25 protein-coding genes are annotated in these 23,287 nt (G+C 60.2%); 18 read left to right on the top strand and 7 right to left on the bottom strand.

Annotated features, from left to right (window positions below; translation table 11 throughout):
* The first annotated feature begins 11 nt into the window (after positions 1-11).
* From J8C06_RS12940 to galT, 3 genes are read left to right on the top strand one after another with little or no spacing between them, the layout of a single operon-like run.
* A complete protein-coding gene (locus tag J8C06_RS12940) occupies positions 12-224 on the top strand; it encodes a hypothetical protein (RefSeq protein ID WP_246602178.1) in 213 nt (70 codons plus the stop codon).
* Positions 221-400, top strand: coding sequence for a hypothetical protein (locus J8C06_RS12935; RefSeq protein WP_211430560.1), 180 nt, complete (start codon positions 221-223; stop codon positions 398-400). Before J8C06_RS12940 ends, J8C06_RS12935 begins: the two co-directional genes overlap by 4 nt.
* Positions 366-1,346 carry a galactose-1-phosphate uridylyltransferase gene (gene galT / locus J8C06_RS12930; RefSeq protein WP_211430559.1) on the top strand — a complete coding sequence of 327 codons (981 nt, stop codon included), beginning with the start codon at positions 366-368 and terminating at the stop codon, positions 1,344-1,346. Before J8C06_RS12935 ends, galT begins: the two co-directional genes overlap by 35 nt.
* On the opposite strand, the gene J8C06_RS12925 is transcribed toward galT, so the two are convergent.
* From J8C06_RS12925 to J8C06_RS15330, 4 genes are all read right to left on the bottom strand, one after another.
* A complete protein-coding gene (locus J8C06_RS12925) occupies positions 1,333-1,719 on the bottom strand; it encodes a winged helix-turn-helix domain-containing protein (RefSeq protein WP_211430558.1) in 387 nt (128 codons plus the stop codon). The two genes, galT and J8C06_RS12925, sit on opposite strands and share 14 nt — an antisense overlap.
* On the bottom strand, positions 1,709-2,317 hold the full coding sequence (locus J8C06_RS12920; protein WP_211430557.1) for a hypothetical protein: 609 nt from the start codon (positions 2,315-2,317) through the stop codon (positions 1,709-1,711). The genes J8C06_RS12925 and J8C06_RS12920 overlap by 11 nt, the downstream gene beginning before the upstream one ends.
* Positions 2,318-2,359: 42 nt before the next feature.
* Entirely contained in the window at positions 2,360-3,151 is a 792-nt protein-coding gene (locus tag J8C06_RS12915; RefSeq protein ID WP_211430556.1) for an enoyl-CoA hydratase/isomerase family protein, read from the bottom strand.
* A gap of 138 nt (positions 3,152-3,289) precedes the next feature.
* Positions 3,290-3,412, bottom strand: coding sequence for a hypothetical protein (locus J8C06_RS15330; RefSeq protein ID WP_281423862.1), 123 nt, complete (start codon positions 3,410-3,412; stop codon positions 3,290-3,292).
* 133 nt (positions 3,413-3,545) lie between these two features.
* Between J8C06_RS15330 and J8C06_RS12910 the strand changes: the two genes are divergently transcribed.
* Genes J8C06_RS12910 through J8C06_RS12900 form a run of 3 tightly spaced genes read left to right on the top strand, consistent with a single transcriptional unit; the run spans position 3,546 to position 6,819 of the window.
* On the top strand, positions 3,546-5,093 hold the full coding sequence (locus J8C06_RS12910; protein WP_211430555.1) for a glycosyltransferase family 39 protein: 1,548 nt from the start codon (positions 3,546-3,548) through the stop codon (positions 5,091-5,093).
* Positions 5,090-6,643: a glycosyltransferase family 39 protein gene (locus J8C06_RS12905; RefSeq protein ID WP_211430554.1), complete on the top strand. Its 1,554-nt coding sequence runs from the start codon at positions 5,090-5,092 to the stop codon at positions 6,641-6,643. Before J8C06_RS12910 ends, J8C06_RS12905 begins: the two co-directional genes overlap by 4 nt.
* Positions 6,640-6,819, top strand: coding sequence for a hypothetical protein (locus J8C06_RS12900; RefSeq protein ID WP_211430553.1), 180 nt, complete (start codon positions 6,640-6,642; stop codon positions 6,817-6,819). Before J8C06_RS12905 ends, J8C06_RS12900 begins: the two co-directional genes overlap by 4 nt.
* A 90-nt stretch (positions 6,820-6,909) precedes the next feature.
* On the opposite strand, the gene J8C06_RS12895 is transcribed toward J8C06_RS12900, so the two are convergent.
* Positions 6,910-7,269 carry a hypothetical protein gene (locus tag J8C06_RS12895; RefSeq protein WP_211430552.1) on the bottom strand — a complete coding sequence of 120 codons (360 nt, stop codon included), beginning with the start codon at positions 7,267-7,269 and terminating at the stop codon, positions 6,910-6,912.
* A gap of 134 nt (positions 7,270-7,403) precedes the next feature.
* Here J8C06_RS12895 and J8C06_RS12890 point away from each other — a divergent pair, with 134 nt between their 5' ends.
* On the top strand, positions 7,404-7,835 hold the full coding sequence (locus J8C06_RS12890) for a DUF2237 family protein (protein ID WP_211430551.1): 432 nt from the start codon (positions 7,404-7,406) through the stop codon (positions 7,833-7,835).
* An 89-nt stretch (positions 7,836-7,924) separates the two neighbouring features.
* Here J8C06_RS12890 and J8C06_RS12885 read toward each other — a convergent pair whose 3' ends face one another.
* Positions 7,925-9,436, bottom strand: coding sequence for an aldehyde dehydrogenase family protein (locus tag J8C06_RS12885; protein ID WP_246602177.1), 1,512 nt, complete (start codon positions 9,434-9,436; stop codon positions 7,925-7,927).
* A gap of 210 nt (positions 9,437-9,646) precedes the next feature.
* Here J8C06_RS12885 and hpnH point away from each other — a divergent pair, with 210 nt between their 5' ends.
* On the top strand, positions 9,647-10,657 hold the full coding sequence (hpnH, locus tag J8C06_RS12880) for an adenosyl-hopene transferase HpnH (protein WP_211430550.1): 1,011 nt from the start codon (positions 9,647-9,649) through the stop codon (positions 10,655-10,657).
* Positions 10,658-10,692: 35 nt separating this feature from the next.
* Here the strand turns inward: hpnH and J8C06_RS12875 are convergent, their stop codons facing one another.
* On the bottom strand, positions 10,693-11,388 hold the full coding sequence (locus J8C06_RS12875; RefSeq protein WP_211430549.1) for a LolA-like protein: 696 nt from the start codon (positions 11,386-11,388) through the stop codon (positions 10,693-10,695).
* Positions 11,389-11,483: 95 nt separating this feature from the next.
* Here J8C06_RS12875 and hpnJ point away from each other — a divergent pair, with 95 nt between their 5' ends.
* From hpnJ to J8C06_RS12825, 10 genes are all read left to right on the top strand, one after another.
* Positions 11,484-12,950, top strand: a complete 1,467-nt coding sequence (hpnJ, locus tag J8C06_RS12870; protein ID WP_246602176.1) for a hopanoid biosynthesis associated radical SAM protein HpnJ — start codon at positions 11,484-11,486, stop codon at positions 12,948-12,950.
* A 21-nt stretch (positions 12,951-12,971) separates the two neighbouring features.
* Positions 12,972-13,823 (top strand): hopanoid biosynthesis-associated protein HpnK, encoded by an 852-nt coding sequence (hpnK, locus tag J8C06_RS12865; protein ID WP_211430548.1) that lies wholly within the window; start codon positions 12,972-12,974, stop codon positions 13,821-13,823.
* A 10-nt stretch (positions 13,824-13,833) separates the two neighbouring features.
* Positions 13,834-14,250, top strand: a complete 417-nt coding sequence (locus J8C06_RS12860; protein ID WP_246602173.1) for an EamA family transporter — start codon at positions 13,834-13,836, stop codon at positions 14,248-14,250.
* Positions 14,247-14,627 (top strand): EamA family transporter, encoded by a 381-nt coding sequence (locus J8C06_RS12855; protein WP_211430547.1) that lies wholly within the window; start codon positions 14,247-14,249, stop codon positions 14,625-14,627. The genes J8C06_RS12860 and J8C06_RS12855 overlap by 4 nt, the downstream gene beginning before the upstream one ends.
* Positions 14,628-14,711: 84 nt before the next feature.
* Positions 14,712-15,881 (top strand): bacteriohopanetetrol glucosamine biosynthesis glycosyltransferase HpnI, encoded by a 1,170-nt coding sequence (gene hpnI / locus J8C06_RS12850; RefSeq protein WP_211430546.1) that lies wholly within the window; start codon positions 14,712-14,714, stop codon positions 15,879-15,881.
* A 232-nt stretch (positions 15,882-16,113) separates the two neighbouring features.
* On the top strand, positions 16,114-17,907 hold the full coding sequence (locus J8C06_RS12845; protein WP_211430545.1) for a GlcG/HbpS family heme-binding protein: 1,794 nt from the start codon (positions 16,114-16,116) through the stop codon (positions 17,905-17,907).
* Between the two features lie 44 nt (positions 17,908-17,951).
* Positions 17,952-19,343 (top strand): hypothetical protein, encoded by a 1,392-nt coding sequence (locus tag J8C06_RS12840; protein ID WP_211430544.1) that lies wholly within the window; start codon positions 17,952-17,954, stop codon positions 19,341-19,343.
* A 28-nt stretch (positions 19,344-19,371) separates the two neighbouring features.
* Positions 19,372-20,949, top strand: a complete 1,578-nt coding sequence (locus J8C06_RS12835) for a transcription antitermination factor NusB (RefSeq protein WP_211430543.1) — start codon at positions 19,372-19,374, stop codon at positions 20,947-20,949.
* 32 nt (positions 20,950-20,981) lie between these two features.
* A complete protein-coding gene (gene bshA / locus J8C06_RS12830; protein WP_211430542.1) occupies positions 20,982-22,133 on the top strand; it encodes an N-acetyl-alpha-D-glucosaminyl L-malate synthase BshA in 1,152 nt (383 codons plus the stop codon).
* 499 nt (positions 22,134-22,632) lie between these two features.
* The gene (locus J8C06_RS12825) at positions 22,633-23,277 is read left to right on the top strand and encodes a cytochrome c3 family protein (RefSeq protein WP_455423733.1); all 645 of its coding nucleotides are present in this window, start codon (positions 22,633-22,635) and stop codon (positions 23,275-23,277) included.
* Positions 23,278-23,287 lie beyond the last annotated feature (10 nt).

Here is a 23,287-nt window from a genome sequence, read left to right as displayed (position 1 = left end):
GCGAATCTTGGATGAGCGGCGGCATCGGACTCGACATCCGCATTCCAATCGGCGCAATGTTTGTTTCGATGGGCTTGATCCTGGCCGGCTATGGCTGGCTGACCAACGGCATTCCCGGTTTTTATGACAAGTCGTTGGGCATCAACATCAATCTCTGGTGGGGACTGGCAATGACGCTCTTTGGTGGCGCGTTGCTCGTCCCACGGTGGACGAAGTCGCCATGACCGCCACAGCCCCCATTCCTCCCGAACCAACGCTGGTTCGGGAGGAAACGATCAAAGCTGACGGCCGGCGACTGGTGTTGTACGTGTTTGTTCCTGCCACTCCCGATGCGGCCGATGCGCCGCCCGCCGAATCTGTGCGCCATGTCGGAACTTCGCTGGAATCCCCTGCTGGGTGAGTGGACCATCACCGCGACGCACCGGCAGGAACGCACGTTTTTGCCGCCGGCGGATTACTGTCCCCTGTGTCCCACGCAGCCGGGGGCGTTTGAGACGGAAATCCCGGCGGCGGCGTTCGACATTGTGGTGTTTGAAAACCGCTTTCCGAGCTTGCAGGCAGCGCCCCCCGCGCCGACCGTCACCGGCAGCCGCCTTTGCCCAGTGCGTCCGGCGCAGGGGGTTTGCGAAGTCGTCGTCTATACCGACCGGCATGCGACGACGTTGGCCGAGGAAAGCGTCGAGCGCATTCGGCGGCTCATTCTCGTCTGGCGCGACCGGTTTGCCGAACTCAGCGCGCGGGAGGACGTGGCTTACGTCTATATCTTCGAGAACAAAGGCGAGGCCATCGGCGTCACGCTGCACCACCCGCACGGGCAGATTTACGCCTATCCCTTCGTTCCGCCGCGCGTTGCCCGCAAACTTGCCCAGGCCGAGGCGCACTGGCAACGAACTGGACGTGACCTCCTGGGTGACTTGCTCGCCGAAGAGCTGCGCGACGGACGGCGCATCGTTTGCGAGAACGAGGCCTTCGTCGCCTTCATTCCCTTCTTTGCGCGCTATCCGTATGAAACGCTTATTGTCCCCCGGCGCGGCGTTGCCGCCATCGTGGACTTCGATGCCGTCGAACGGTGGCGGTTGGCGGAAATGCTGAAAACGCTTCTGGTCGGCTATGATCGGCTGTTTGGCTTTTCTCTACCCTACATCATGGCGCTGCACCAACGGCCGACCGACGGCGGCGAGTATCCATACGCGCGCTTTCACATCGAGTTGTTGCCGCCCCACCGCACGGCCACCAAGCTCAAGTATCTGGCAGGAAGCGAAAGCGGGGCCGGCGCGTTCATCAACGACACGGTTCCAGAGGAAACCGCGCCACGCCTGCGTGCCGCCTGTCCTAGCGCGCTCTGACGACGCGGTTGGCATGGCGGACGAGCGCTTCCATGTGATTGACGTAAGTCATCAGCGCCGCCCGTCCCGCGTCGGTCAGCCGGTAGGTCGTATGTGGTATCCGGCCGCGAAAGCCCTTTTCACAATCAATGTAGGCAGCTTCTTCCAGGCGGCGCAGGTGCACGCTCAAGTTGCCATCCGTCGTGGACAGCAGCCGCTTGAGTTCGACGAATGACAGGCGCTCGACGCCGGCCAGCGCGCACAACAGGCCGAGGCGGACCGGCTCGTGAATGAGCTTGTCAACGCTTTCGGAGGCAACTTTCGTGGCCGAGACGACGGCTTTCGGCGTCGCCGGAGAAGCCTCTGATTTGTTTGCCTTGTGTTTAGCCGCCATACTTACGGGCAATGACGAGTCCAAAACCAATGTGAAAGACGCCGAACCCAAGCCCCATGGCCCAGTTCGCAACTTGAAATGGGAGAAACAGCGTGATGCCGCCGAGCAGCAGAAACACCAGTCCGAGCAATGGGATGACGCGGACTGAAAACGCGCCGCTGGCCATGACGCCGGTTCCGTAGAGTAACAGCCAGGTGCCAGGCAGCAAATCATAGACACCGTGACCGACGAGAACGATAGAGAGCAAACCGCCCACCACGAGTGGCGGGACAAAGGCCAAAAAGAACCGCCGCGCGGCAGCCGACGCCAACGAATGATCTTGCCGCCGGGCTTTGTGCCACATGGCGGAAGCGCCAATCGTCAGCGCCAGGCCGGCTTCGCCAAGCCACACCAGTAGCCATCGCCAGAGGGAAGGTTGCGCCGCGGACAGGATAGCGGCGACGGTCGCCGTCAGCCCAACGGCGACCATGCCCCACCCAGGAACGGCCGTAAACAGGGCCGCGCGCTCCATCGTCTCCCGGATGAAGCGCAGGTTAGCCTCGGCGCGCTCATGCAGCGCAACGGTTGAGCGACCATTCGGCAGTGGCACGGAAGCCATAATCCGGGTTGCCTTTCAGAGACGATGTCGCTTCGGCGTAGCTCACCGCCCGGTGAAGACCGGCGCGCGCTTTTCCAAAAACGCGGTGACGCCTTCCCGGAAGTCGGCAGTCACGGCGCAGCCGGCCTGGTGATTGAGTTCGAGATCGAGCTGCGCGGCGAAGTCTGCCCGGCGACTGCTTCTGAGCAGGGCTTTGGTTCGCGCAATGGCCTGGGTCGGCGCGCTGGCAAACTGCTGGGCGCAAAGCTGGACGGTTTTGGCAAACTCGGCGTCAGCAATGGTCTGGTGAACGAGTCCGATGGTTTTGGCTTCTCCGGCCGGGACAGTTCTTCCGGTCAGCATCAGGTCGGTGGCGCAGGCCCAACCCACAATTCGCGGCAACAAGAATGTTCCGCCGCCATCTGGAATGAGTCCGATTTTGATGAAAGCCTGGGAAAAACTGGCGCTCATGGCGGCAATGCGGTAATCGGCCGCAAGCGTCAGGCTCATCCCCAAGCCGTGCGCCGGGCCATTGATGGCGGCAAGCACCGGCTGGGGCAAGTCGTACAGCGCCAACACCATCCGATTGACGCGCTCGATCATGGTTCGCACCGTCTCGGCTGTGGATTCTGGCGCGGCGGCCAGCATGCCCCGGATGTCGCCGCCAGACGAGAATGCCCGCCCTGCCCCGGTCAGGACCACGGCGCGAACATCGGACTGTTCGGCGAGCGCGGTGAAAGCGGACGTCAACTCGCCAACCATGGTTTGGTTCATGGCGTTGAGCGTGTCGGGGCGATTGAGCGTCACCCGCGCGATAGCGTCCTTGGTGTCAACGATGATGGTTTCATAAGCCATGCCGTGCGTCCCCCTTGCTGTGAAAAGTTGCGTCTGGCCTACATAGCCCAACCGACCGGACGAACACAACCACGGATAGGGAGCTGCCTGGAGACACCAACTGGAAATCACCGTGGACAGCCGTCTGTAAGCGCCAGCTCAAGCCGGTGACTGAAAGTCTCCGCCAGTCTCGAAGTTCGGACAGCGACCTTGCCGGATGCGCTCGGTCAACGTTTCGGGTCGCGCCAAGCGGGCTGCGCCGGCCAGTAAAAGCTTGTTCACGCTTTGCCGTACCTGAACTGATGATTACAGTTGCGTTGGTAGCCTTACTCCAGCAAAATCAACACCACTCAGCAAACCGCACGGCAAAATATGCTATGACGCACTCGGTTGCCGGTGGCAACCTTCTTGACCTATGCCATTTCTTGGCTGTGCCGAACCAACGCCAGGCAGGACGCCGCGCCTTGGCATCACGCGCACTGACTGGCTGACCGTCGTCCTCTTCACTGCACTTTATATTCTCTATGTTGGGCATGAAGCGGTGACCCGGGCGTTCTGGATAGATGAGCTGTTCACCTACTATGTTGTGACCATGCCCACCTGGGCCGGCACCTGGGACTTGCTCCGAAACGGACCCGACCAAAACCCTCCCCTGTTCTACGCGCTCACGCGCCTGGTGGTCGGCGTCTTCGGTGAAAGCGAGTGGGCCTTTCGCCTGCCGGCTGTGGTCGGCTACTGGCTTCTGTGCCTGTCCCTCTACACCTTGGGACGCCGCATCGGACAAACCTCGACCACCGGTCTCATCGCTTTGGTTACACCACTGGTCACCGGCACCGGCTACTATGCCAGCGAAGCCCGTCCCTACGGCTTGATGTTGGGTTGTCTGGGTGTCGGTCTGGTCTCATACGCCTTCATAGACCCGGCTGAACCGCCGACTTGGCAACGGCGCGCCGTTCTCGGATTGGGCAGCACGCTGGCCCTAGCAATGGCTTTTCATTACCTCGTGCTGCTCCCAATTGGATGTTTGTGGCTGGTGGAGGGCTACCGCACTTGGCGCACACGACAGGTCCGGTGGAGGGTCTGGGGAGCGCTGGCCGCCCCCTTGGCAGTGTTGGCTTACAACTGGCCGCTCCTGACCGAACAATCAAAACTGCCTTACTGGAAGATGTCGCTGCGCTGGTCTGAGCTGTCTGAGTTTTACTGGTGGATGGTCAGTCCATTGACCGGTCTGGCTTTCTTGACCCTTGTGGCGGTCGTTGCGGTCATTGACCGGCTCGGTCGTCGTTCTCGACACCACCCAAGCCAGGAGGAGGCGCAGCCTTCTGCCAAACTTCCTTCCGAGTGGCTCTGGCTTGGGTTTGTGCTTCTGATCGGCTTGCCCGTCGGATGGATGGTTCTGATGAAAGTCACCGGTCGGACGATGTTCACGCCCCGCTACCTGCTTCCGGCAGTGGTTGGATTGACCCTTCTGGTGATGTATGTCGTGGGCCAACTGACGGCGCACCATGCTCGGTGGGTCGCTCGGGGCATCTGGACGATTCTAGCCGCAGTGGCGCTTTGGACGGGTCTTCAGCCGTGGCAACTGGTCTTGCCAAGGACCGAAGCGGTCTCCAACCTGCCTGACCCAAACCAGCCGGTGCTTGTGGACTGTGTGATGTACCTCCAGCTCAAGCACTACTTTGGTGACCAACTGCCACGGGTTGTGCATGTTTTTGGAGTCCTGACCTATCCGCAGCCGGAAGACCCCAGCCGTGGGTTGCGGGCGATACTGGGCAATCCCCGCGCCCCACGTTTTGAAGACCCAAACGCTTTCTTTGAAGCCAACGAAAGGTTTTACATCGTCTATTGCAAGGATTTTAGGGATGAAAATCTCAAGTTACGACTTGAGAAACATCAGGTACCGGTAGTTCGGCAAACATCTGAATATCTCATCTATGACTTCAGATGGTCAGACATAGAATGACTTTGACGGCTCTGCCCCCTCCGTCACCCCACATCGAAACCACCGGGCGGCTGGGTCTGAATCGTGAAGACACCCTCACCATTGCTCTGTTTACCCTGCTTTACGCCATTCCGGTGGCTCACAGCGCCGTCTCGCGCGCGTTTTGGCTGGATGAGTTGTTTACGTACTACATCGTGACCATGCCCACCTGGGCCGGCACCTGGGACTTGCTCCGAAACGGACCCGACCAAAACCCTCCCCTGTTCTACGCGCTCACGCGCCTGGTGGTCGGCGTCTTCGGTGAAAGCGAGTGGGCCTTCCGCTTGCCGGCGATGATCGGCTACTGGCTTCTGTGCCTGTCCCTCTACACCTTGGGACGCCGCATCGGACAAACCTCGACCACCGGTCTCATCGCTTTGGTTACACCACTGGTCACCGGCACCGGCTACTATGCCAGCGAAGCCCGTCCCTACGGCTTGATGTTGGGTTGTCTGGGTGTCGGTCTGGTCTCATACGCCTTCATAGACCCGGCTGAACCGCCGACTTGGCAACGGCGCGCCGTTCTCGGATTGGGCAGCACGCTGGCCCTAGCAATGGCTTTTCATTACCTCGTGCTGCTCCCAATTGGATGTTTGTGGCTGGTGGAGGGCTACCGCACTTGGCGCACACGACAGGTCCGGTGGAGGGTCTGGGGAGCGCTGGCCGCCCCCTTGGCAGTGTTGGCTTACAACTGGCCGCTCCTGACCGAACAATCAAAACTGCCTTACTGGAAGATGTCGCTGCGCTGGTCTGAGCTGTCTGAGTTTTACTGGTGGATGGTCAGTCCATTGACCGGTCTGGCTTTCTTGACCCTTGTGGCGGTCGTTGCAGTCATTGACCGGCTCGGTCGTCGTTCTCGACACCACCCAAGCCAGGAGGAGGCGCAGCCTTCTGCCAAACTTCCTTCCGAGTGGCTCTGGCTTGGGTTTGTGCTTCTGATCGGCTTGCCCGTCGGATGGATGGTTCTGATGAAAGTCACCGGTCGGACGATGTTCACGCCCCGCTACCTGCTTCCGGCAGTGGTTGGATTGACCCTTCTGGTGATGTATGTCGTGGGCCAACTGACGGCGCACCATGCTCGGTGGGTCGCTCGGGGCATCTGGACGATTCTAGCCGCAGTGGCGCTTTGGACGGGTCTTCAGCCGTGGCAACTGGTCTTGCCAAGGACCGAAGCGGTCTCCAACCTGCCTGACCCAAACCAGCCGGTGCTTGTGGACTGTGTGATGTACCTCCAGCTCAAGCACTACTTTGGTGACCAACTGCCACGGGTTGTGCATGTTTTTGGAGTCCTGACCTATCCGCAGCCGGAAGACCCCAGCCGTGGGTTGCGGGCGATACTGGGCAATCCCCGCGCCCCACGTTTTGAAGCCCCCGAGGCCTTCCGCACGGCGCATGACAGGTACTACATCGTTTGTCACAAAGTTCACGAAGCCAGAGGACTCATCCAGTACCTCGAACGTCTCGGAACCCCGGTTGTGAAGGTAACAGATGAATATCTCGTCTATGACTTCAGATGGTCAGACATAGAATGACTTTGACGACTCTGCCCCCTCCGTCACGCCAAATTGAAACCACCGGGCGGCCGGGTCTGAACCGTGAAGACACCCTCACCATTGCTCTCTTTACCCTGCTTTACGCCATTCCAGTGGCTCACAGCGCCGTCTCGCGCGCGTTCTGGCCAGATGAGTTGTTACGTACCACATCGTGACCATGCCCACCTGGGCCGGTATTTGGGACTCGCTTCGATTCGTACGAGACGACCTCGTCTACGAGTGGCGGCGGCCGCCATCCCCCGGCGTCAGCTCACGGCGCTGAGTTCCATCCGCGGCAGCTCGCCCTCGCGGGAAAGTAACCGAATCGTAGCTGTTGCGTTCGGCGCCAACCGGAGCGCCTCCATTAGATCGGTGGAGAGTCGGAGCAGCCCACCGCGCCCACCAGCAATGTAAGCCGTCAACTGCCGAGCGACCGTGTTGACCTCAAATTGAACGACGACACAGGTCGCCGACGGCAGCCCATGCGCGTCCTTGATCGAAGGCGGCAACCCAATGAACGTTTTCTGGCCGGGATCGGCACAGGCAAAGTTTTTGGCAAGCTGCGCCCCCTCATTCGGCAGGATGGGCGACACTGACGCCGTGTACTCGAAAATCGAATCTGACATACCACAGTCTCACAACAGAGCAGATTGGCAAGGCAAGCCAGCGGAATGGGCAGCTTGACGGGAGCGCGCCCCGCGCCCAACAATCCATCGCCTCGACACGCATCATTTCAGATTTACCTTCCGAGGTCACGCGCATGCCCCAACCTGAGAAAACACCCCGCAATGTCCTTGGCGGGCCGCTCGAAACTTGCTGCACCTCGCCGATGACGGGCTTTTATCGAACCGGCAAGTGCGAAACCGGCCCCGATGACATCGGCACTCACGTCGTCTGCGCCCAAATGACTGCTGAGTTTTTGGCCTTCACCAAGTCCCGGGGCAATGACTTGTCCACGCCGGCACCCTGGTATCGCTTCCCCGGACTCAAGCCGGGGGATCAGTGGTGCCTGTGCGTCTCCCGTTGGAAAGAAGCCCTCGCGGCCGGTGTCGCGCCGCCCGTCATCCTTGAAGCCACGCACGAAAAGGCGCTCGAAGTCGTTTCCCTTGAAGACCTCAAGCGCCATGCCCTACCTGATCCCTTCAGCGATGTGGACGAAATCGCCATTCCTGACGACGAGAAAACCACGTAGGCAAAGTAGCACCGAACAAGGCGGTTCACCGTCCCCGGACTGACCGGCCACGCCTGAACCGCCAGCTCCCTCCCTGTCACCACCGCCCCCTAAAAGGGACTCATCAACACATCGCCCAACTCGACGTACACATTCTTGACCTGCGTGTAGTACCGGAGCGCCTCTGCGCCGCCTTCGCGGGCATTGCCGCTTTGCTTGTATCCACCAAATGGGGCATGCGGAAAGAAGATGTTGTGATTGTTGAGCCAGACTTGCCCGACGCGCAACGCCTTCGTCAGATTCAGTCCGCGCTTGATGTCGCGGGTCCACACCGAGGCCGCCAAGCCGTACACCGAGTCGTTCGCCTGCGCGATGGCATCGTCTTCATCCTCGAAGGGAATCACCGCCGCCACCGGACCAAAAATCTCCTCACGGACAAACCGCATGGCGTTGCGCGCGTCGGCAAAAATCGTGGGGCGCAGGTAGTTCCCGGTTTCCGGCAAATCCGTCGGGCGGACCCCGCCGGTCACCAGGCGCGCGCCTTCATCCTGCCCAAGCGCGACGTAGCCAAGCACTTTCTCATATTGGGCGCGCGTGACCAGCGGCCCATTGTTGGTTGCTTCGTCAAGCGGATGCCCAACCACGAGCCGATCGGCCGCAGACGAGAAGCGTTCCAGAAACTCGTCATAGACGGCACGGTGAACGAACAGCCGGGTGCTAGCCGTGCAGGTCTGCCCGGAGTTGTAAAACGTTCCCATCACCGCCCCGGTCACAGCCAGCTCGAGGTCGGCGTCCGGGCAGATGATGAACGGCGACTTGCCACCCAGTTCAAGCAAGACACGCTTGAGCGTGCTTGCCGCCGCCCGGCTCACCAGCTTGCCGGTTTCCGTCCCGCCAGTGAGCGAGATCAAATCCACTTCGGGATGCTCCAGCAGGTACGCCGCTGCTTCGTGGCCCGGTTCGGTGATGATGTTGAGCACGCCGTCTGGAAGCCCAGCTTCAACGCATAGTTCGCCAAGCTTGAGGGCCGTCAACGGCGTTGCGGGGGATGGCTTGAGCACCAGGCTGTTGCCCGCGGCCAGCGCCGGCGCGATTTTGAACGCCGCCAGCGCCAGCGGATAGTTGTTCGGCGCAAGCCCCACACACACGCCAACCGGCTCGCGCAAGGTGAAGTCCAAGCCGGCCGCCGGGACGGGGATCGTCTCGCCGTAGATTTTGTCCGCCCAGCCAGCAAAGTGCCGGAAGGTGTCAATGACGGCCGGAATTTCCAACGCGCGCGCATATCCCGCTGGTTTGCCCTGATCTAAGGCTTCGAGCCGGGCAAAGGTTTCCAGGTTCGCTTCGAGCAAATCGGCAATCCGGTTGAGTACCTTGGCACGCAGCAAGCCATCGGCGTTGCGCCAGATGCCGAGTTCAAACGCGGAGCGGGCGGCTTGCACCGCGCGCTCGGCATCGGCGACCGAAGCATGTGGAACGGCGGCCAGCGGCTGCCCATCGGCCGGTGACACGGTGTGGAACACGCGCTCACCTTCTGCCGCGACGAGTTGCCCATCAATCAACATCCGGTAGGTTGGGATAGCGTCAGCCGCCGGTGACGGAGCGGACAGGTGTGGAGAAGACATACATTGCAATCCTTTCACCAAAGTTTAGCTGACACGTTAGGTATCCGGCGCCATCGAGACAAGCGCCGCGCACACAGAAGTCAACGGCAACCGTCATTGTCGGTCGCATGTCATCTGTGATACCAACGACGCTTTTGAACTGATTTCTCAAGACACAGACCGGTAGACGCGAACTTTCCCGAAGTCATCCACACAGCGAGACCCAACCCCATGCGTTTCCCCCTCAAGTTCACAATTGCCCAGGCCCGGCACCGCGCCAAGATGGAGCGCCTTGGTCGGAAGCGTTACCCGACCGTCCTTATGCTGGAGCCACTTTACACCTGCAACCTGGCGTGCCTGGGCTGCTCGACCGAGCGGTACACCGGCAAGTTGGCGGACCGCCTGCCACCGGAAAAGTGCTTTGAAGCCGTAGATGCCTGCGGCGCGCCCATCGTCAACATCTGTGGCGGCGAACCCTGCCTGTACCCCGAACTCAAGGAACTGCTCGAAGGGCTGTTTGCCCGCGACAAGCACGTCATCTTCTGCACGAACGCGCTCAAGCTCGAAGAAAAACTGTTTGGCGTCGTGCCGCCGACCCACCGGCTGCTGCTGATGATCCACCTGGACGGCATGCGCGAAACGCACGACTACGTCACGAACCGCGCCGGCGTGTTCGACAAAGCGATTGACGCCATCAAAAAAGCCAAAAAGCTCGGCTACCATGTCTATCTCAACACCACCGTTTTCCGGGAAACCAAGATCGAGGAAGTCGAGCAACTGTGCCGACTCGTGGATGAACTCGGCGCGAACGGGATTTTGGTCTCGCCGGGCTATGAATACCAAAGCGTCAAAAACGACATCTTCCTCAACCGCGAGCAAACCCACGAGAAGTTTCGCGCGATTCGGGCCTTTGCCAAAAAGTACAAAATCAATGCCACGCCAAAGTTTCTCGACTTCGCGGCTGGATTCATCGAACTCCCCTGCGCCCCGTGGTCCACGGTGAACTACACGCCGAAAGGCTGGAAAGCTCCTTGCTACCTGATCGAAGGCGAAGGCTACTTCCAGGACTTCGACACCTTTTGGAACACGGTTGACTGGAACTACTGGGAGAGCCGCCAGGACACGCGCTGCGTCAACTGCAAGATGCACAGCGGCTCGGAGCACAGCGCCGTCGAGGAAGCCATGAAAACGCTGAGCGGTAAGCTCCAGCTTGCGGCCTGGTCGTTGGGCGTCGGGGTATGAATCAAGCACACATCCAAGCCGCGCGCACCGGCCGCCTACGGACGAAAATCGGTCTCCGTCAAGCCGACATTCAGCCGCAGGTCGCGCCATTCGGTCAGGCTCACGCGGACGCCGTCCACCGCCTCGACCAACGTCACCGGCAGGCAGGTTTTGGCGTCAATGACATAGGTTCGCGCGCGGTTGCCGCGCGCCAGGCGCAGGGCATAGTCCGTAGCGTGCCACCCAACCGTGGCTTCCTCGCCGGCCAGCATCAGGCGCGCGATTTCATCCACCAGACTGCCAAAGTCGCTGTGGGCAAAATCCCGCAGCTCATCGCGCACCAGAAATGCCGGCACGGGAAACCCGTTTTTACGCAAGCTGGGCTTCCCGTCCTTTCCCAGGATGACGACGGCCCCTTTCGACCGACCGGCCTGGCCAACCAGCTTGATGAGGCGCGGCTTTTTGAAGGCATACGCGCTCTCGGAGAAGTCACCGGTGCGCTTGAAGTTGCGTTCAACCAACCGGCAGGTGTAGTCGTCCACTTGGGCGAACGACTCGCGCATGCGCAGCACAAGCGCCTGTGGCGAGGGCAGGTCAGCCACCATCGTGCTCTGCGCCGGCGCGCGCGATGGCAGCGTCAACACACCAAGCGTCACCAGCCACAAGACCACCGTCTGCAAACGCCTGAAGGCCCGCGCCAAGTTGCTCAGACTTGGGCAGCCCTGGCTTGCGTCGGGGTTCGTCACGTTCATGCCCATGGGTTTCCCGTACATTTGACATCACTTTCCGCGTGGATGCGCAGCAGGCAAGCCAACATCCAGGCGGTTACAGAGAGAGCTGGAATCTTATGCCGTTGAAAACGTTGCTTCTCAATCCGCCCTCCTTTGAAGGCTTTGATGGCGGCGCGAGTTCCCGCTGGCCGGCAACGCGCGAAATTGCCTCCTATTGGTATCCGGTGTGGTTGGCTTACCCGGCGGGGATGATTCCCGGCGCACGGTTGCTGGATGCGCCCCCCCACGGCATCGGACTGCCCGAAACACTCCAGATTGCCAAGGATTATGAGTTCATTGTGCTGTTTACGAGTGCGCCGGGACTGCATAACGACCTCAAGTTGGCGCGGATGTTCAAGGAGCAAGACCCGCGCGTCAAGATTGCCTTCGTGGGTCCCCATGTCACCGTCCGCGCGGAGGAAACCCTCCGACTTGCCAATGGGGCGATTGATTTCGTCACCCGCAAGGAATTCGACCACAGTGTGACCGAGTTTGCGATGGGCAAGCCGCTCGCCGAGATTGACGGCATTTCCTACCTCGACGCGCGGGGGCAACTAGTCAACACGCCCGACCGGCCGCCAATTCATGACTTGGATTCGCTTCCGTGGGCCACCGAAGTCTATGCGCGCGACCTCGACTACACGAAGTATAACGTCCCGTTTCTTCTACACCCTTACGTGGCGTTTTACTCGACACGCGGTTGTCCGGCGCTCTGCACGTTTTGCATGTGGCCGCAGACCATTTCGGGACACCCCTGGCGCAAGCGGTCGGCCAAGGACGTCGCCGCCGAGTTTGCCCGCGCCTGGGAACTGTTTCCCAAACTCAAGGAAATTTTCTTCGACGACGATACGTTTTCCTATCAGGCCTCGCGCACAATTGAAGTGTGCGAACAGCTCAAGCCGCTCAAGAAAACCTGGTCCTGCACGGCCCGCGTGACAACGACCTATGAGGCCCTCAAGGCCATGAAGGAAGCCGGCTGCCGTTTGCTCATCGTCGGGTTTGAGTCCGGCGACGACCAAATCCTGAAAAACATCAAAAAGGGCGCGACGACCGACATGGCACGGCAGTTCATGAAAAACTGCAAAAAGCTTGGGCTGGTCGTCCACGGCGACTTCATCCTGGGCCTGCCCGGCGAAACATCACAGACGATCGAGAAGACCATCCGCTTTGCCAAAGAACTCGACTGCGAAACCATTCAGGTTTCGATTGCGCATGCTTATCCGGGAACGGAACTCTACGATTACCTGGTTGAACAGGGCTGGCTCACGGAAGGCGCGATGACCGATGAGGAAGGCCATCAGATTCCGCATATCGAATATCCAGGGCTGACCAAGGGACAGATTATGAAGGCCGTTGAGGATTTTTATGACGGCTACTACTTCCGGCCGAAAATCGTCGCCCGCATTGTCGGCAAAGCAATTTTCGACCACCAGGAACGAAAGCGGCTCTACAAGGAAGCCCGCGATTTTCTGCGGCTCCGCTCGAAACGGCAAGCATACTACCGCAGCCAAGTTGAAACGGCCGGCACGCACAAGGGTGTCTAGAGACCTGATCTGAAGCTCCCCATGTCTGCTCCAGTGGTCATCATCAATGCCGATGATTTTGGCGCTTCCACCACGGTCAACCAGGCCGTGGTTCGAGCTTATGACGAAGGCGTTTTGACCAGTTGTAGCCTCATGGTTGGTGGCGATGCCTTCCAGGAAGCGGTGATGCTGGCCAGGGCGCGCCCAAGGTTGGCGGTCGGACTGCATTTGACACTGGTCTGCGGCAAGTCGGTGCTACCCGCCGATGACCTTTCACACCTCGTGGACAGCCAGCGGCGGTTTTCGTCAAATCCAGTCGCCGCCGGACTGCGCTACTTTTTTGATCCGCAGTGCCGGGCTGAGTTACAGCGGGAAATTCGCGCCCAATTCGAGCGGTTCTTTGAGACGGGACTGCCCTGCTCCCATGTGGACGGCCACTTGCACTTTCATTTGCATCCCGTCGTGTTTCCGATGCTGGTTGCCTGCGCCGTCGAGTTTGGCGTTCGCTTCGTTCGCCTGCCCCGCGAACGGCTCTGGCGCAACCTGACGATTCGATGGCAGGGGTGGCCCACCAAAACCGTGTATCGGTTGATCTTCGGGTGGCTTTCGCGTGGGGCGGCGCGCCGACTGGCGCATCACGGCCTGCGTTCGGCGGATGAAATCCATGGACTCTATGAAACCGGACGGTTCACCGAGGACTACTGGCTTGCGCTTCTGGATCGGTTGAGTGACGTCACGCACGAAATCTATTGCCACCCAGAAGCGCCATCGCCTACTTTGCCAACGTATAACGCCCATGGTTCCAAAGAGCTTGCGGCGCTGCTTAGCCCGGCGGTGAAAGCGCGCCTCCAGCAGACGAATGTTCGGCTGGCAACCTATGCTGACTTGCCCTAAACCTTGTGCCATGAAACTGCATCCACTCGTCACCGCTTCCGTCATTGTCAACTCGATGGGGAATGTCCTCTTGACGCTCGCCATGAAGCGATTGTCGCCAACCTTGGAAGCGCAACTGGCCGCGTGGGAGGTCAGGGCGCTGTTGCTGACGATCATGACCGATGTCACCTTCCTGAGCGGGTTGGCGCTGCTCGTGACATTTTTCATCCTGTTTCTGACGCTGCTTTCCAAACTCGACCTCAGCTATGTGCTCCCGGTGACTTCCCTTGGGTATATCATCACCGCCCTGCTCGGCGCGTTCCTGCTTGGCGAAGCCGTTTCATCTACGCGCTGGCTCGGCATTGTAGCCATTGCGGCCGGTGTTTACCTCGTCACACGTAGCGCCGAAGCCGACCGCCTGACCGCACGGCCGGAATCCGCATCATGACCGCTTCACTCCCGACCGTCGTGGCGTTGATCGCCGGCATCGTCGTGTGCGGCACCCTGGGCGATCTCACCCTGAGCCGCACCATGAAACAGGTTGGCCAGGCTCGCCTCCAAACCTGGCGCGATGCGCTGGGCCTGGCCTGGCGGACACTCCGCGCGCCAGGTTTCTATGTTGGGGGGGGCTGCATGGCCGGCGCGTTCGTCGCGTTGCTGGCCGCCCTCTCCATAGCGCCGGTGAGCTTGGTTGAGCCGGCCACTTCCGTAAGCTTCGTGCTCAACACACTTGGCGCGCGGTTCATCCTCAAAGAACGAGTGAACCGTACCCGTTGGGTAGGCACGCTGCTTGTCACCGGCGGAGCATACCTTTTATTTTTCTGACACGTTCAAAACCAACATCTTCCGCGCATGGCGACTGATACCTCCCCACTTCGGCTGACCGCTTCACAGATTGGAGATTAGGCCATGCGTTTTGCGCCGTGGCTCTTTACGTTCTTGGCGCTGATGGTTGTCGCTTCGTGCGCCTATCAGCTTGTCGTCATCCTTGGCACGCTTTGGCTGCGGCGGCTCCGCCATCAATCAACCTTCGCCTCGGCCGGCTTCACCCCTCCGGTGAGCCTGCTGAAACCGATTCGTGGCGCGGACGGCGAGACCAAAGCGTGCCTGGAAACGTTTTTCCAGCAGGATTACCCCGACTACGAAATTGTCTTTGCGCTACACGACGCCGATGATGCCGCCGTCGCTGTTATCGAACGCCTACGCCGTGCCTACCCAAATGTGCCGACGACCTGCGTATTTCAACCGCCGCCACTGGGCGTCAATCCCAAAGTCGCCAACCTGGCCAATGCCCTGTCGGCTGCAAAGCACGACTTGGTGATCCTCAGCGACGCCGATATTCGGGTGTCACGCGACTATGTGCGGACCGTCATTCACCCGCTGCATGACCGGCAGGTGGGGGTCGTCACCTGTCTATATCGCGGCGTCTCGAAGTCGGGCTTGCCATCCCGCTTTGAATGCCTGGGCATTGAGACTGACTTCATGTCGAGCGTCCTGGTAGCTTGCCTCGTGGAGGGTCTGAGCTATGCCTTTGGCTCGACGGTTGCTACCCGGAAGTCGGTCATTGCGGGCTTCGGCGGGCTGGCGCGCCTGGCGAATCACCTGGCGGACGACTACCTGATCGGCAACCTCGCCTACCAGGCCGGCTACCGAGTGCAGTTGTCGTCCTGTGTCGTCGAAACCGTCGTCCCGGAGATGACGTGGCGCGATTTTTTGAGTCACCAACTCCGGTGGGCGCGCACCATTCGGACGGCCCGCTTTGGTGGCTACACCGGACTGTTTGTCACCCACACCCTCACGCTAGGCTTACTGCTGGTGACCGCCTTTCCTGGCGTTGCCCTAGCCTGGTATCTGATGCTGACGGGTGTCGCACTGCGCTTTTTAGCCGCCTGGCAGACGGCAAGCGCACTCGGTAACAACCAGATACGTCGCTTGGGATGGCTTCCGTTGCGTGACCTCCTGCACTTTGTGGTCTGGATCGGCGGGTTCTGGGGACGCACCATTACTTGGCGGGGACAAATCTATCGCCTGGCCGGCGATGGAAGACTGTTGCCTGAACCGCTTCCCGAACACCGGTAAGTGCCTGGAGCCACTTACGACGACCCACCTTGGAACCATCAGAAAACAGGCGTTGCCGCCGTATTTCAGGTTGTAATCTGAAAGCGTTTTGGTATGTTTCCAGACACTTTTGAGCCGTTCTACTTGCTCCACACTCGCCACGTGCTCAGTTGACCCGGCTGACCTGCCTTGCCAAGTAACATTCAGTCAAACGAGCAAGTTTCAGCTAGATGGGTTTCATAAGGAGACTTCAATGTGTCGTTCGTTGTTTCGTCGCCTGCATTCATTGCCGAGTTTGGCTGTAGCATTGCTGGCAACTGTCCTGCCGCTGCTCTCCGCCTGTGGCGGTCGCAACATTGCCGGAAGCGGGGTCGTGATTGCCCCACCACCGCAAACCCAAGCCCTCAACAAGCCGTTATGTCCAACGCCAAATGAGAGAGCCCTTTCAACCAGCGACGTAACCCAGATCATCACCCAGGCAGTCACCCGCGCCGCTGCCCTGAACCTCCGCGCCACGATTGCGGTGACGGATCGTGAAGCGAATGTCCTAGCGGTTTTCCGCATGACCGGGGCCAATCCCAATACTTTCATCCCCGGTGGTCCGCTTGGCGGACGCGCTATCCCAAGCGAGCTAGCGGCGATTTCCAAGGCCGGCACCTGTTCGTTTTTTGGTACAACGGGCAACGCCTTCACGCCACGCACGGCAAGCTTTATCGTGCAGGAACATTTTCCACCGGGCGTCTCGTTCACCCGTGGGGGGCCGCTGTTTGGCGTACAGTTCTCGAGCCTGCTTTTCAGCGACATCAACCCCCGCCTGCCGCTCGGACTTTCCGCCGATGCCGGCGGCGTTCCGCTCTACATCGGTGATTCGCCGGTGGGCGGCATTGGCGTTGAACTCGACGGCAACTATTCGCTCGATCCCGACCCGACGGACAACGACCAGTCCCCTGAAGAAATCATCGCGGTGGCCGGCGCGCGGGGCTTTGAAGCGCCGGCCGGCATCCGCGGGAATCTCATCCTGGTGGACGGCGTGGCGCTGCGGTTCGTCAATGCGCCGCCCCCCACCGCCGAACCGCTGGTCAACCTTGCAACGCAGGGCAGTTTTATGGTCATTCCGGCGTTCGGGACACAGGCCACGCCCAAAGCCGGCGTGCCGTTTCTTGGCGCGGGGAGCCAATTCACCTGTGGAACACTTGGCGGCCGTCCAGTACGCATCTTCACCCCACTGGCCAACATCACGCCGAGCGCCCAACTCTCCGTTGCCGAAGTCGAGCGGCTGCTGTCCCAAGCGATTCAGCAGGCTTATTCCACCCGCGCCGGCATTCGCCTGCCACTCAATAACTTTGCCGAAGTCAACGTGGCTGTCGTAGATGCGAATGGCAACTTGCTGGGGCTGCGTGGCACACCAGACGCGCCAGTGTTTGGTCTTGATGTCTGCGTGCAAAAAGCCCGTTCAGCGGCCTTTCTGAGCAATCCGAACGCCGGGGCAATCCTGACGGCGGCCGGCTTTGGCAGCTATGTCAACCGCGCTGCGGCCGATGGGGTTCAACTCAACGGCTCGATTGCCTTTAGTTGTCGTGGATTGGGTGATCTTCATCGCCCGTTTTTCCCGGATGGCATTGACTGTACCGGCTCTAACCCCTGTGCGCCGAATGCGCCGGGGCCATTCTCGAATGCCAGCCGTTTGTTTACTAGCACCAACGTGTGGAGTCCGTTCAACACCGGTCTTCAACTCGACCTGATTGCCGGCACGCTGGCCGACATTCTGACCAACTATTCCAATCCAGGCAGCGTGCCGGTCATTCGGCGTCCGCCCAATAACGTTCGCAATGGTCTTCAAATCTTCGCCGGCGGCGTGCCAATCTACAAAAACGGGGTCCTGGTCGGAGCCGTTGGGATTAGCGGTGATGGCATTGACCAGGATGACATCATTGCGTCCTTTGGTTCGGCCGGGTTTGAATCGCCGGCCAATATCCGCAGTGACCAAGTCATTGTACGCGGAGTCCGACTAGCGTTTGTCAAGTTCCCAGCCAACCCAAACCTTTGATTCATCAGCGGCTGAGGCGTAAACCCAGACGAGGTGTGGCATCTGTGGTGACGACGACACGACTCAAAATGGCCCTACTGGCACTGGCGTTCATTGGCGGCGGCTGGTTTGGCTTGGCGCAGCAAACTCCACCCAAGCCACCAGCGGAGTCTGAAGCTCCGGCGTCTGGGCCGATTTATTTGCCAACGCCGGAAGACCGCCTCCCGGAGGGGGCTTTCCTTCATGCCCAGCATCCAACCGGCGAGGTTGCCATCGTGGACAAAGAGCTGGTTCGCTTCAATGGGGGCAAATCCACCATCAAGCTCGACTGTAACTACTGCCACTTGGTCAGCCCGGAAGAAGTGCGCCGGGAGGGGTTTGGGAAGTATCCCTTCGAGACGCCTGACTACCTCAAGCAATTTGCCGGACGGACAGCACCGGTCAAACACTCAGCCTGCACGGCCTGCCACAGCTTCATGGTGACGCCCGGCAATCGGGCGCGCATGGCCAAGCTCCAGACCATGTGCGCCGTTTGTCACAATGGGGCGCCCATTGGGCAAACGGCAAAAGACATTCATCCCTTTCCAAATCCGGCCCGGCTGACGCAGTTTGGTGCACTGTATTCACACGCCATCTCAGCTCATGCCAAGGAAAGCTGTGAAAGCTGCCATCAAGTGCAAGCCCGGCCGACGCTGGTGGGCAACGGTGAAAACCCGATTCACAACGTCTATGTTTCACGCCCTGAGCATCGGGAATGCTTTGCGTGCCACATCGAGAACGCCAAGGAACTGACCGGGCGCGATGCGGCGCCCCCCTACGCCACGGATTGCGCCGGCTGTCACCCAATGGAGCGCAACCCTGACCGCCGTCTCCTGCGTGCGCCGCGCTACACGGCCATGACTTCCGAGTTTCAGCACGGAACCCACCATGCCGTCTTCAATCGCCAGTGGAATCCCGGCAAGCCATTCGAGACCATCGAGTTTCTCAACGGATTGGGCAAGGTTGCGCCCCTGACCGCCATGACGCACCCAGACGCCGCGAGCAAACAGACGGCGCTTTCCTGCAAGAGCTGCCACGGCAACCTGCTGACGCTCACCAAAGAGCTCCGCGATGCGCGTCCAAAGCGCGGCAAGAAGAGCAAAGAAGAGTTTGAGAAAGAAAAACTCGAGTGGGACTGGCTAGTGCAGACGACCTTTCGCCGTAACCCAACCTACCCAACCAACCTGGCCTGCGCTGGCTGCCACGGTTTTGAGCGCATTGAAAAGGTGAATGAAAAAGACACCAAGGAACGTACCCAACGCCTATCACCATTGCCTGGTTTCGCGCCCGCGCAGCACGGATTCATTCCAGTTTTCAATGTTGGGAGTTGTGATAGCTGCCACCCACCAACCGTGAGCAAGACGAAACCTGAAAGCCACAAACTACGCCGTCCGGTGGCCGCCGCAGGTGGTAAGTAAGGTTTTTTTCGAGATCGCAAGGATGCACATGAGTGTTCGGGTTCCCACGCCAGAAGTAGCTGACACACGGCAGCCGGCTACCACCGCAATGGGCGAGCCACGGCGGGAAGTCAGCCAGGCCCGGCGCGCGGCATTTATGGCCCTACTGCGTGTTGAAACTGACGATGCCTGGTCAAACGAAGCCCTCGATGCAGCATTTGCCCGCCTGCCACCATCCAGCGCCCCAGACCAGCGGGATGCCGACCGCCGCCTTGCCACCGAGATTGTAATGGGCGTACTCCGGTGGCGCGCCAAGCTGGATGCCCAAATCAGCGAACACACGGGCCGCGACCTTGCCAGTTTGGATCCGGCCGTGCGCACCTCACTCCGCATGGGGTTGTATCAAGTTACATTTCTGACCCGGACACCACCTTTTGCGGTCGTCCATGACGCGGTCGAGCTCGTCAAGCAGTCATCAGAAACAACGCATGCTGCCGGATTCGTCAATGCCATCTTGCGCGAAATCCTGCGGCAACGTGGCGTCAACGAGGAGAAACTGGCACCTGTCCGGCGTATTCTCAAAAAACCGACGCCACCGCCGGTGCCGTCCAAACGGGTACGCCGCAAATCGGTCACACCGTCACTGCCCCCGCGGGCCGAAGCCGCCACCATCGCCGACCGGGAGACGGAACTATCCCACCCAGCCTGGCTGCTTCATCACTGGGCACGGGCGCTAGGCGAGACGCGCGCCACCTGCATTGCACTGGCCAACAACGCGCCGCCGCCAACCTTCATCTGGCTCAATCCGCTTCGGGAGTCGCCCACGGCAACGCGGATGGCACTCGAAGCCGCCGGACTCACCCTCCAGCCGGTCGCCGGCCTGGCCACCAGCTACGAAGTGACTGGCGGGAACCTAGCCGCACTCGGTCCTTTCATTACCAATGGGACGGTGTATGTCCAGGATGCCGGCTCACAACACGTCACCCGCTGGCTCGGCGTCCAACCGGGGCAACGGGTGCTCGACATGTGCGCCGCGCCGGGTGGTAAAACCGCCCAACTCGCCGCCCTCATGCAGAACCAAGGCGGGATTACGGCGCTTGACGTACACCCCCACCGAGTAGCCGCCATGGAGCAAAACCTGGCCCGGCTGGGTGTCAAAATCGCCCGGTGCTATGTCGCCGATGCCACGTCAAGCCAACTGATTTCAACAGCCGACCACCGTCGCTCCCGCAAAAAACTGCCGTTTTCGCTGTTCCCTGATTCTTTTGATGCGGTGCTACTCGACGCGCCCTGCTCTGGCACCGGCACGCTTCGCCGGCATCCAGAAATCAAGTGGCGGCTCACCTTGCGCAAGCTCGCTGAATTTGCGGGGCTTCAAACCAAGCTGCTCTGGAACGCCGCTCAGGTTGTCAAACCAGGTGGCACACTCCTCTACGCCGTGTGCTCGCTCGAAGCTCGTGAAGGTGAAGAAGTCTTGCGAACCTTTCTCAAACACCACCGGCACTTTGAAGTCGCCCCCCCATCCGACGCCGGTAGCGCCTTGACCGGTGAAGGCTTTCTGCGGCTCTGGCCCGACCAGGACAACACGGATGGCTTTTTTGCCGCCCGCCTGCGCCGTGCCCAGTAGCCCCTCGGCGTCTCTGCGGAGGAACAGTCGCTTTGAAGATTGGCATTACCTGTTATTCGTCCTATGGCGGAAGTGGTGTCGTTGCGTCTGAACTTGGACTGGAACTTGCCGCACGGGGCCACGAAGTCCACTTTATCTGCGCGACACTGCCGCTGCGCCTCACCCGCATGCCCGACCTCATGCGCTTTCACGAAGTCGAGGCTACCAACTACGCGCTGTTTGACACCGCCCCCTATGCCTTGGCGCTGGCGGTGCGCATGGCCGAGGTGGCGCTGGAATACGAGCTGGACCTGCTGCACGTCCATTACGCGATTCCCCATTCGGTCAGTGCTTTTCTGGCGCGGGAAATGCTCAAGGACAGCCGCCCCGTGCCGTTCATCACCACCCTACATGGCACGGACATCACCCTGGTTGGCACGGATCGGTCTTACTTGCCCATCACGCGGTTTGCCATCCGACAAAGCGACGGGGTGACGTCGGTCTCGGAGTACCTGCGCGCCGAAACCTGCCGCGAGTTTGATATTTGCGCAGACACACCGATCGAGGTCATTCCCAACTTCATCAACAGCCAGACGTACCGGCGGGTTGAGAACCCGGCCCTTCGCGCTACCTTCGCCAAGCCTGAAGAACCCCTGCTCGTTCACGTGTCTAACTTCCGCGCTGTCAAACGCACAACGGACTGCATTCGCATCCTGGCACGACTCAGTCGCCAACTCCCGGCACACTTGGTCATGGTGGGCGACGGCCCAGAGCGCGCTCAAGCGCAGTGGCTGGCGCGGCAGAAGGGCGTTGCCAACCGCGTTCATTTCGTCGGCAAGCAACCGGATATTCCAGCTTACCTTTCGATTGCCGACGCCCTGCTGCTGCCCAGCGAGTCGGAATCCTTTGGACTGGCCGCGCTTGAAGCCATGGCATGTGAAGTTCCGGTGATTGCCAGTTGTACCGGCGGACTGCCCGAACTCGTCACGCCAGGCGAAACCGGTTTTTTGGCTGAGGTCGGCGACATCCAAGCCATGGCTGACCACGCCCAGCGCATCCTGACCGACGATGCCCTGCGCGCCCACATGCGCCGCGCCTGCCGGCGGGTTGCGGTGGAAACCTTCAATGCCAATGACATCATTTCCCGTTACGAAGCCTACTACGGGCGAATCCTGGAGCGGTTCCGGGCTGACCGTAAGCGTTAGTTCGACGGGAAGTTAGCTCTCGACGCAGAACGCGCCGGGGCAATGGCGACTGACCCGCCGGCCCGGTGGGCGGGTCATTTTGGGAGAAAACGTACAAAAAGGGCTTGGAATGTTCGAAAGAACACGCTAGATTAGCGACACTTCGTATGACAGCGCACGAAGTCAATGCTTCGTCGGTAGCCTGAGCGAACTCCCCGCCATCCTGCTGTAACCGCTGAGCGTGCGAAACAGTACGTTTATCTTATGTGAATGACGTTTCGAGCGTCCGCCCCGTTTGTGATTCCCCCCGAATTGCCATCGCGCAGTGCGATAGCGGGAGCAGACGACTCGATTGCCACCCTGACCGAAGTGACCACGCCCCAGATCGGAAAGCCGTGCCCCATGACCACCCATCGCGCCTGTCTCCGGTTCGGTGGATGGGGAAGGTTTTGGCGACGACCAGGGAGCGTGGCAGCGCGCGATAGAGGGGTTTGATATGGCTCAACATTTCCACCGCAGTATGAACACCATTGCGAAGGTTTCGATCTTCGGCGCCGTGTTCATCATCGGGTTCGGTGCGTGGCTGCTCCTTGAAATCAACCGCTCATCGAATGTGACCAATGTCGGTATCGCCCTGCCCCAGCCCGTGCAGTTCAGCCATCAGCACCATGTGGCCGGGCTTGGCATCGAATGCCGTTACTGCCACACCTCGGTTGAGCATTCCGCATTCGCCAACGTGCCTCCGATTTCGACCTGCATGAACTGTCACCAGCAAATTTGGTTCGGCGCGCCGATGCTCGAACCGGTGCGCGCCAGTTGGAAGTCCGGGCAGGCACTGGAGTGGAATCGCGTTCACAACCTTGGCGACTACGTCTATTTCAATCACGGCGTTCACGTGCAAAAGGGCATTGGGTGCGTGTCGTGCCACGGGCGAGTGGATCAGATGCAGCTCATCTACAAAGACCAGCCGCACACGATGGAGTGGTGCCTGAGCTGCCACCGCAACCCGGCGCAACACATCCGCCCGCGCGATCAGGTCTTCAACATGACGTGGAAGCCAGAAGATATAGGCGAAACGCAAGCCAGTCTGGGTGCGCGTCTCGTCCGGGAATACAACATCGAACCAGCTCGCAAACTCACGAGTTGCTCGACTTGTCACCACTAAAGCGCGACGC

It is taken from the genome of Chloracidobacterium validum (assembly GCF_018304825.1).
GTDB lineage: Bacteria > Acidobacteriota > Blastocatellia > Chloracidobacteriales > Chloracidobacteriaceae > Chloracidobacterium > Chloracidobacterium validum.
The sequence above is the reverse complement of the archived record's forward strand: the minus strand, read 5'-3'. Positions and strand labels throughout refer to the sequence as shown.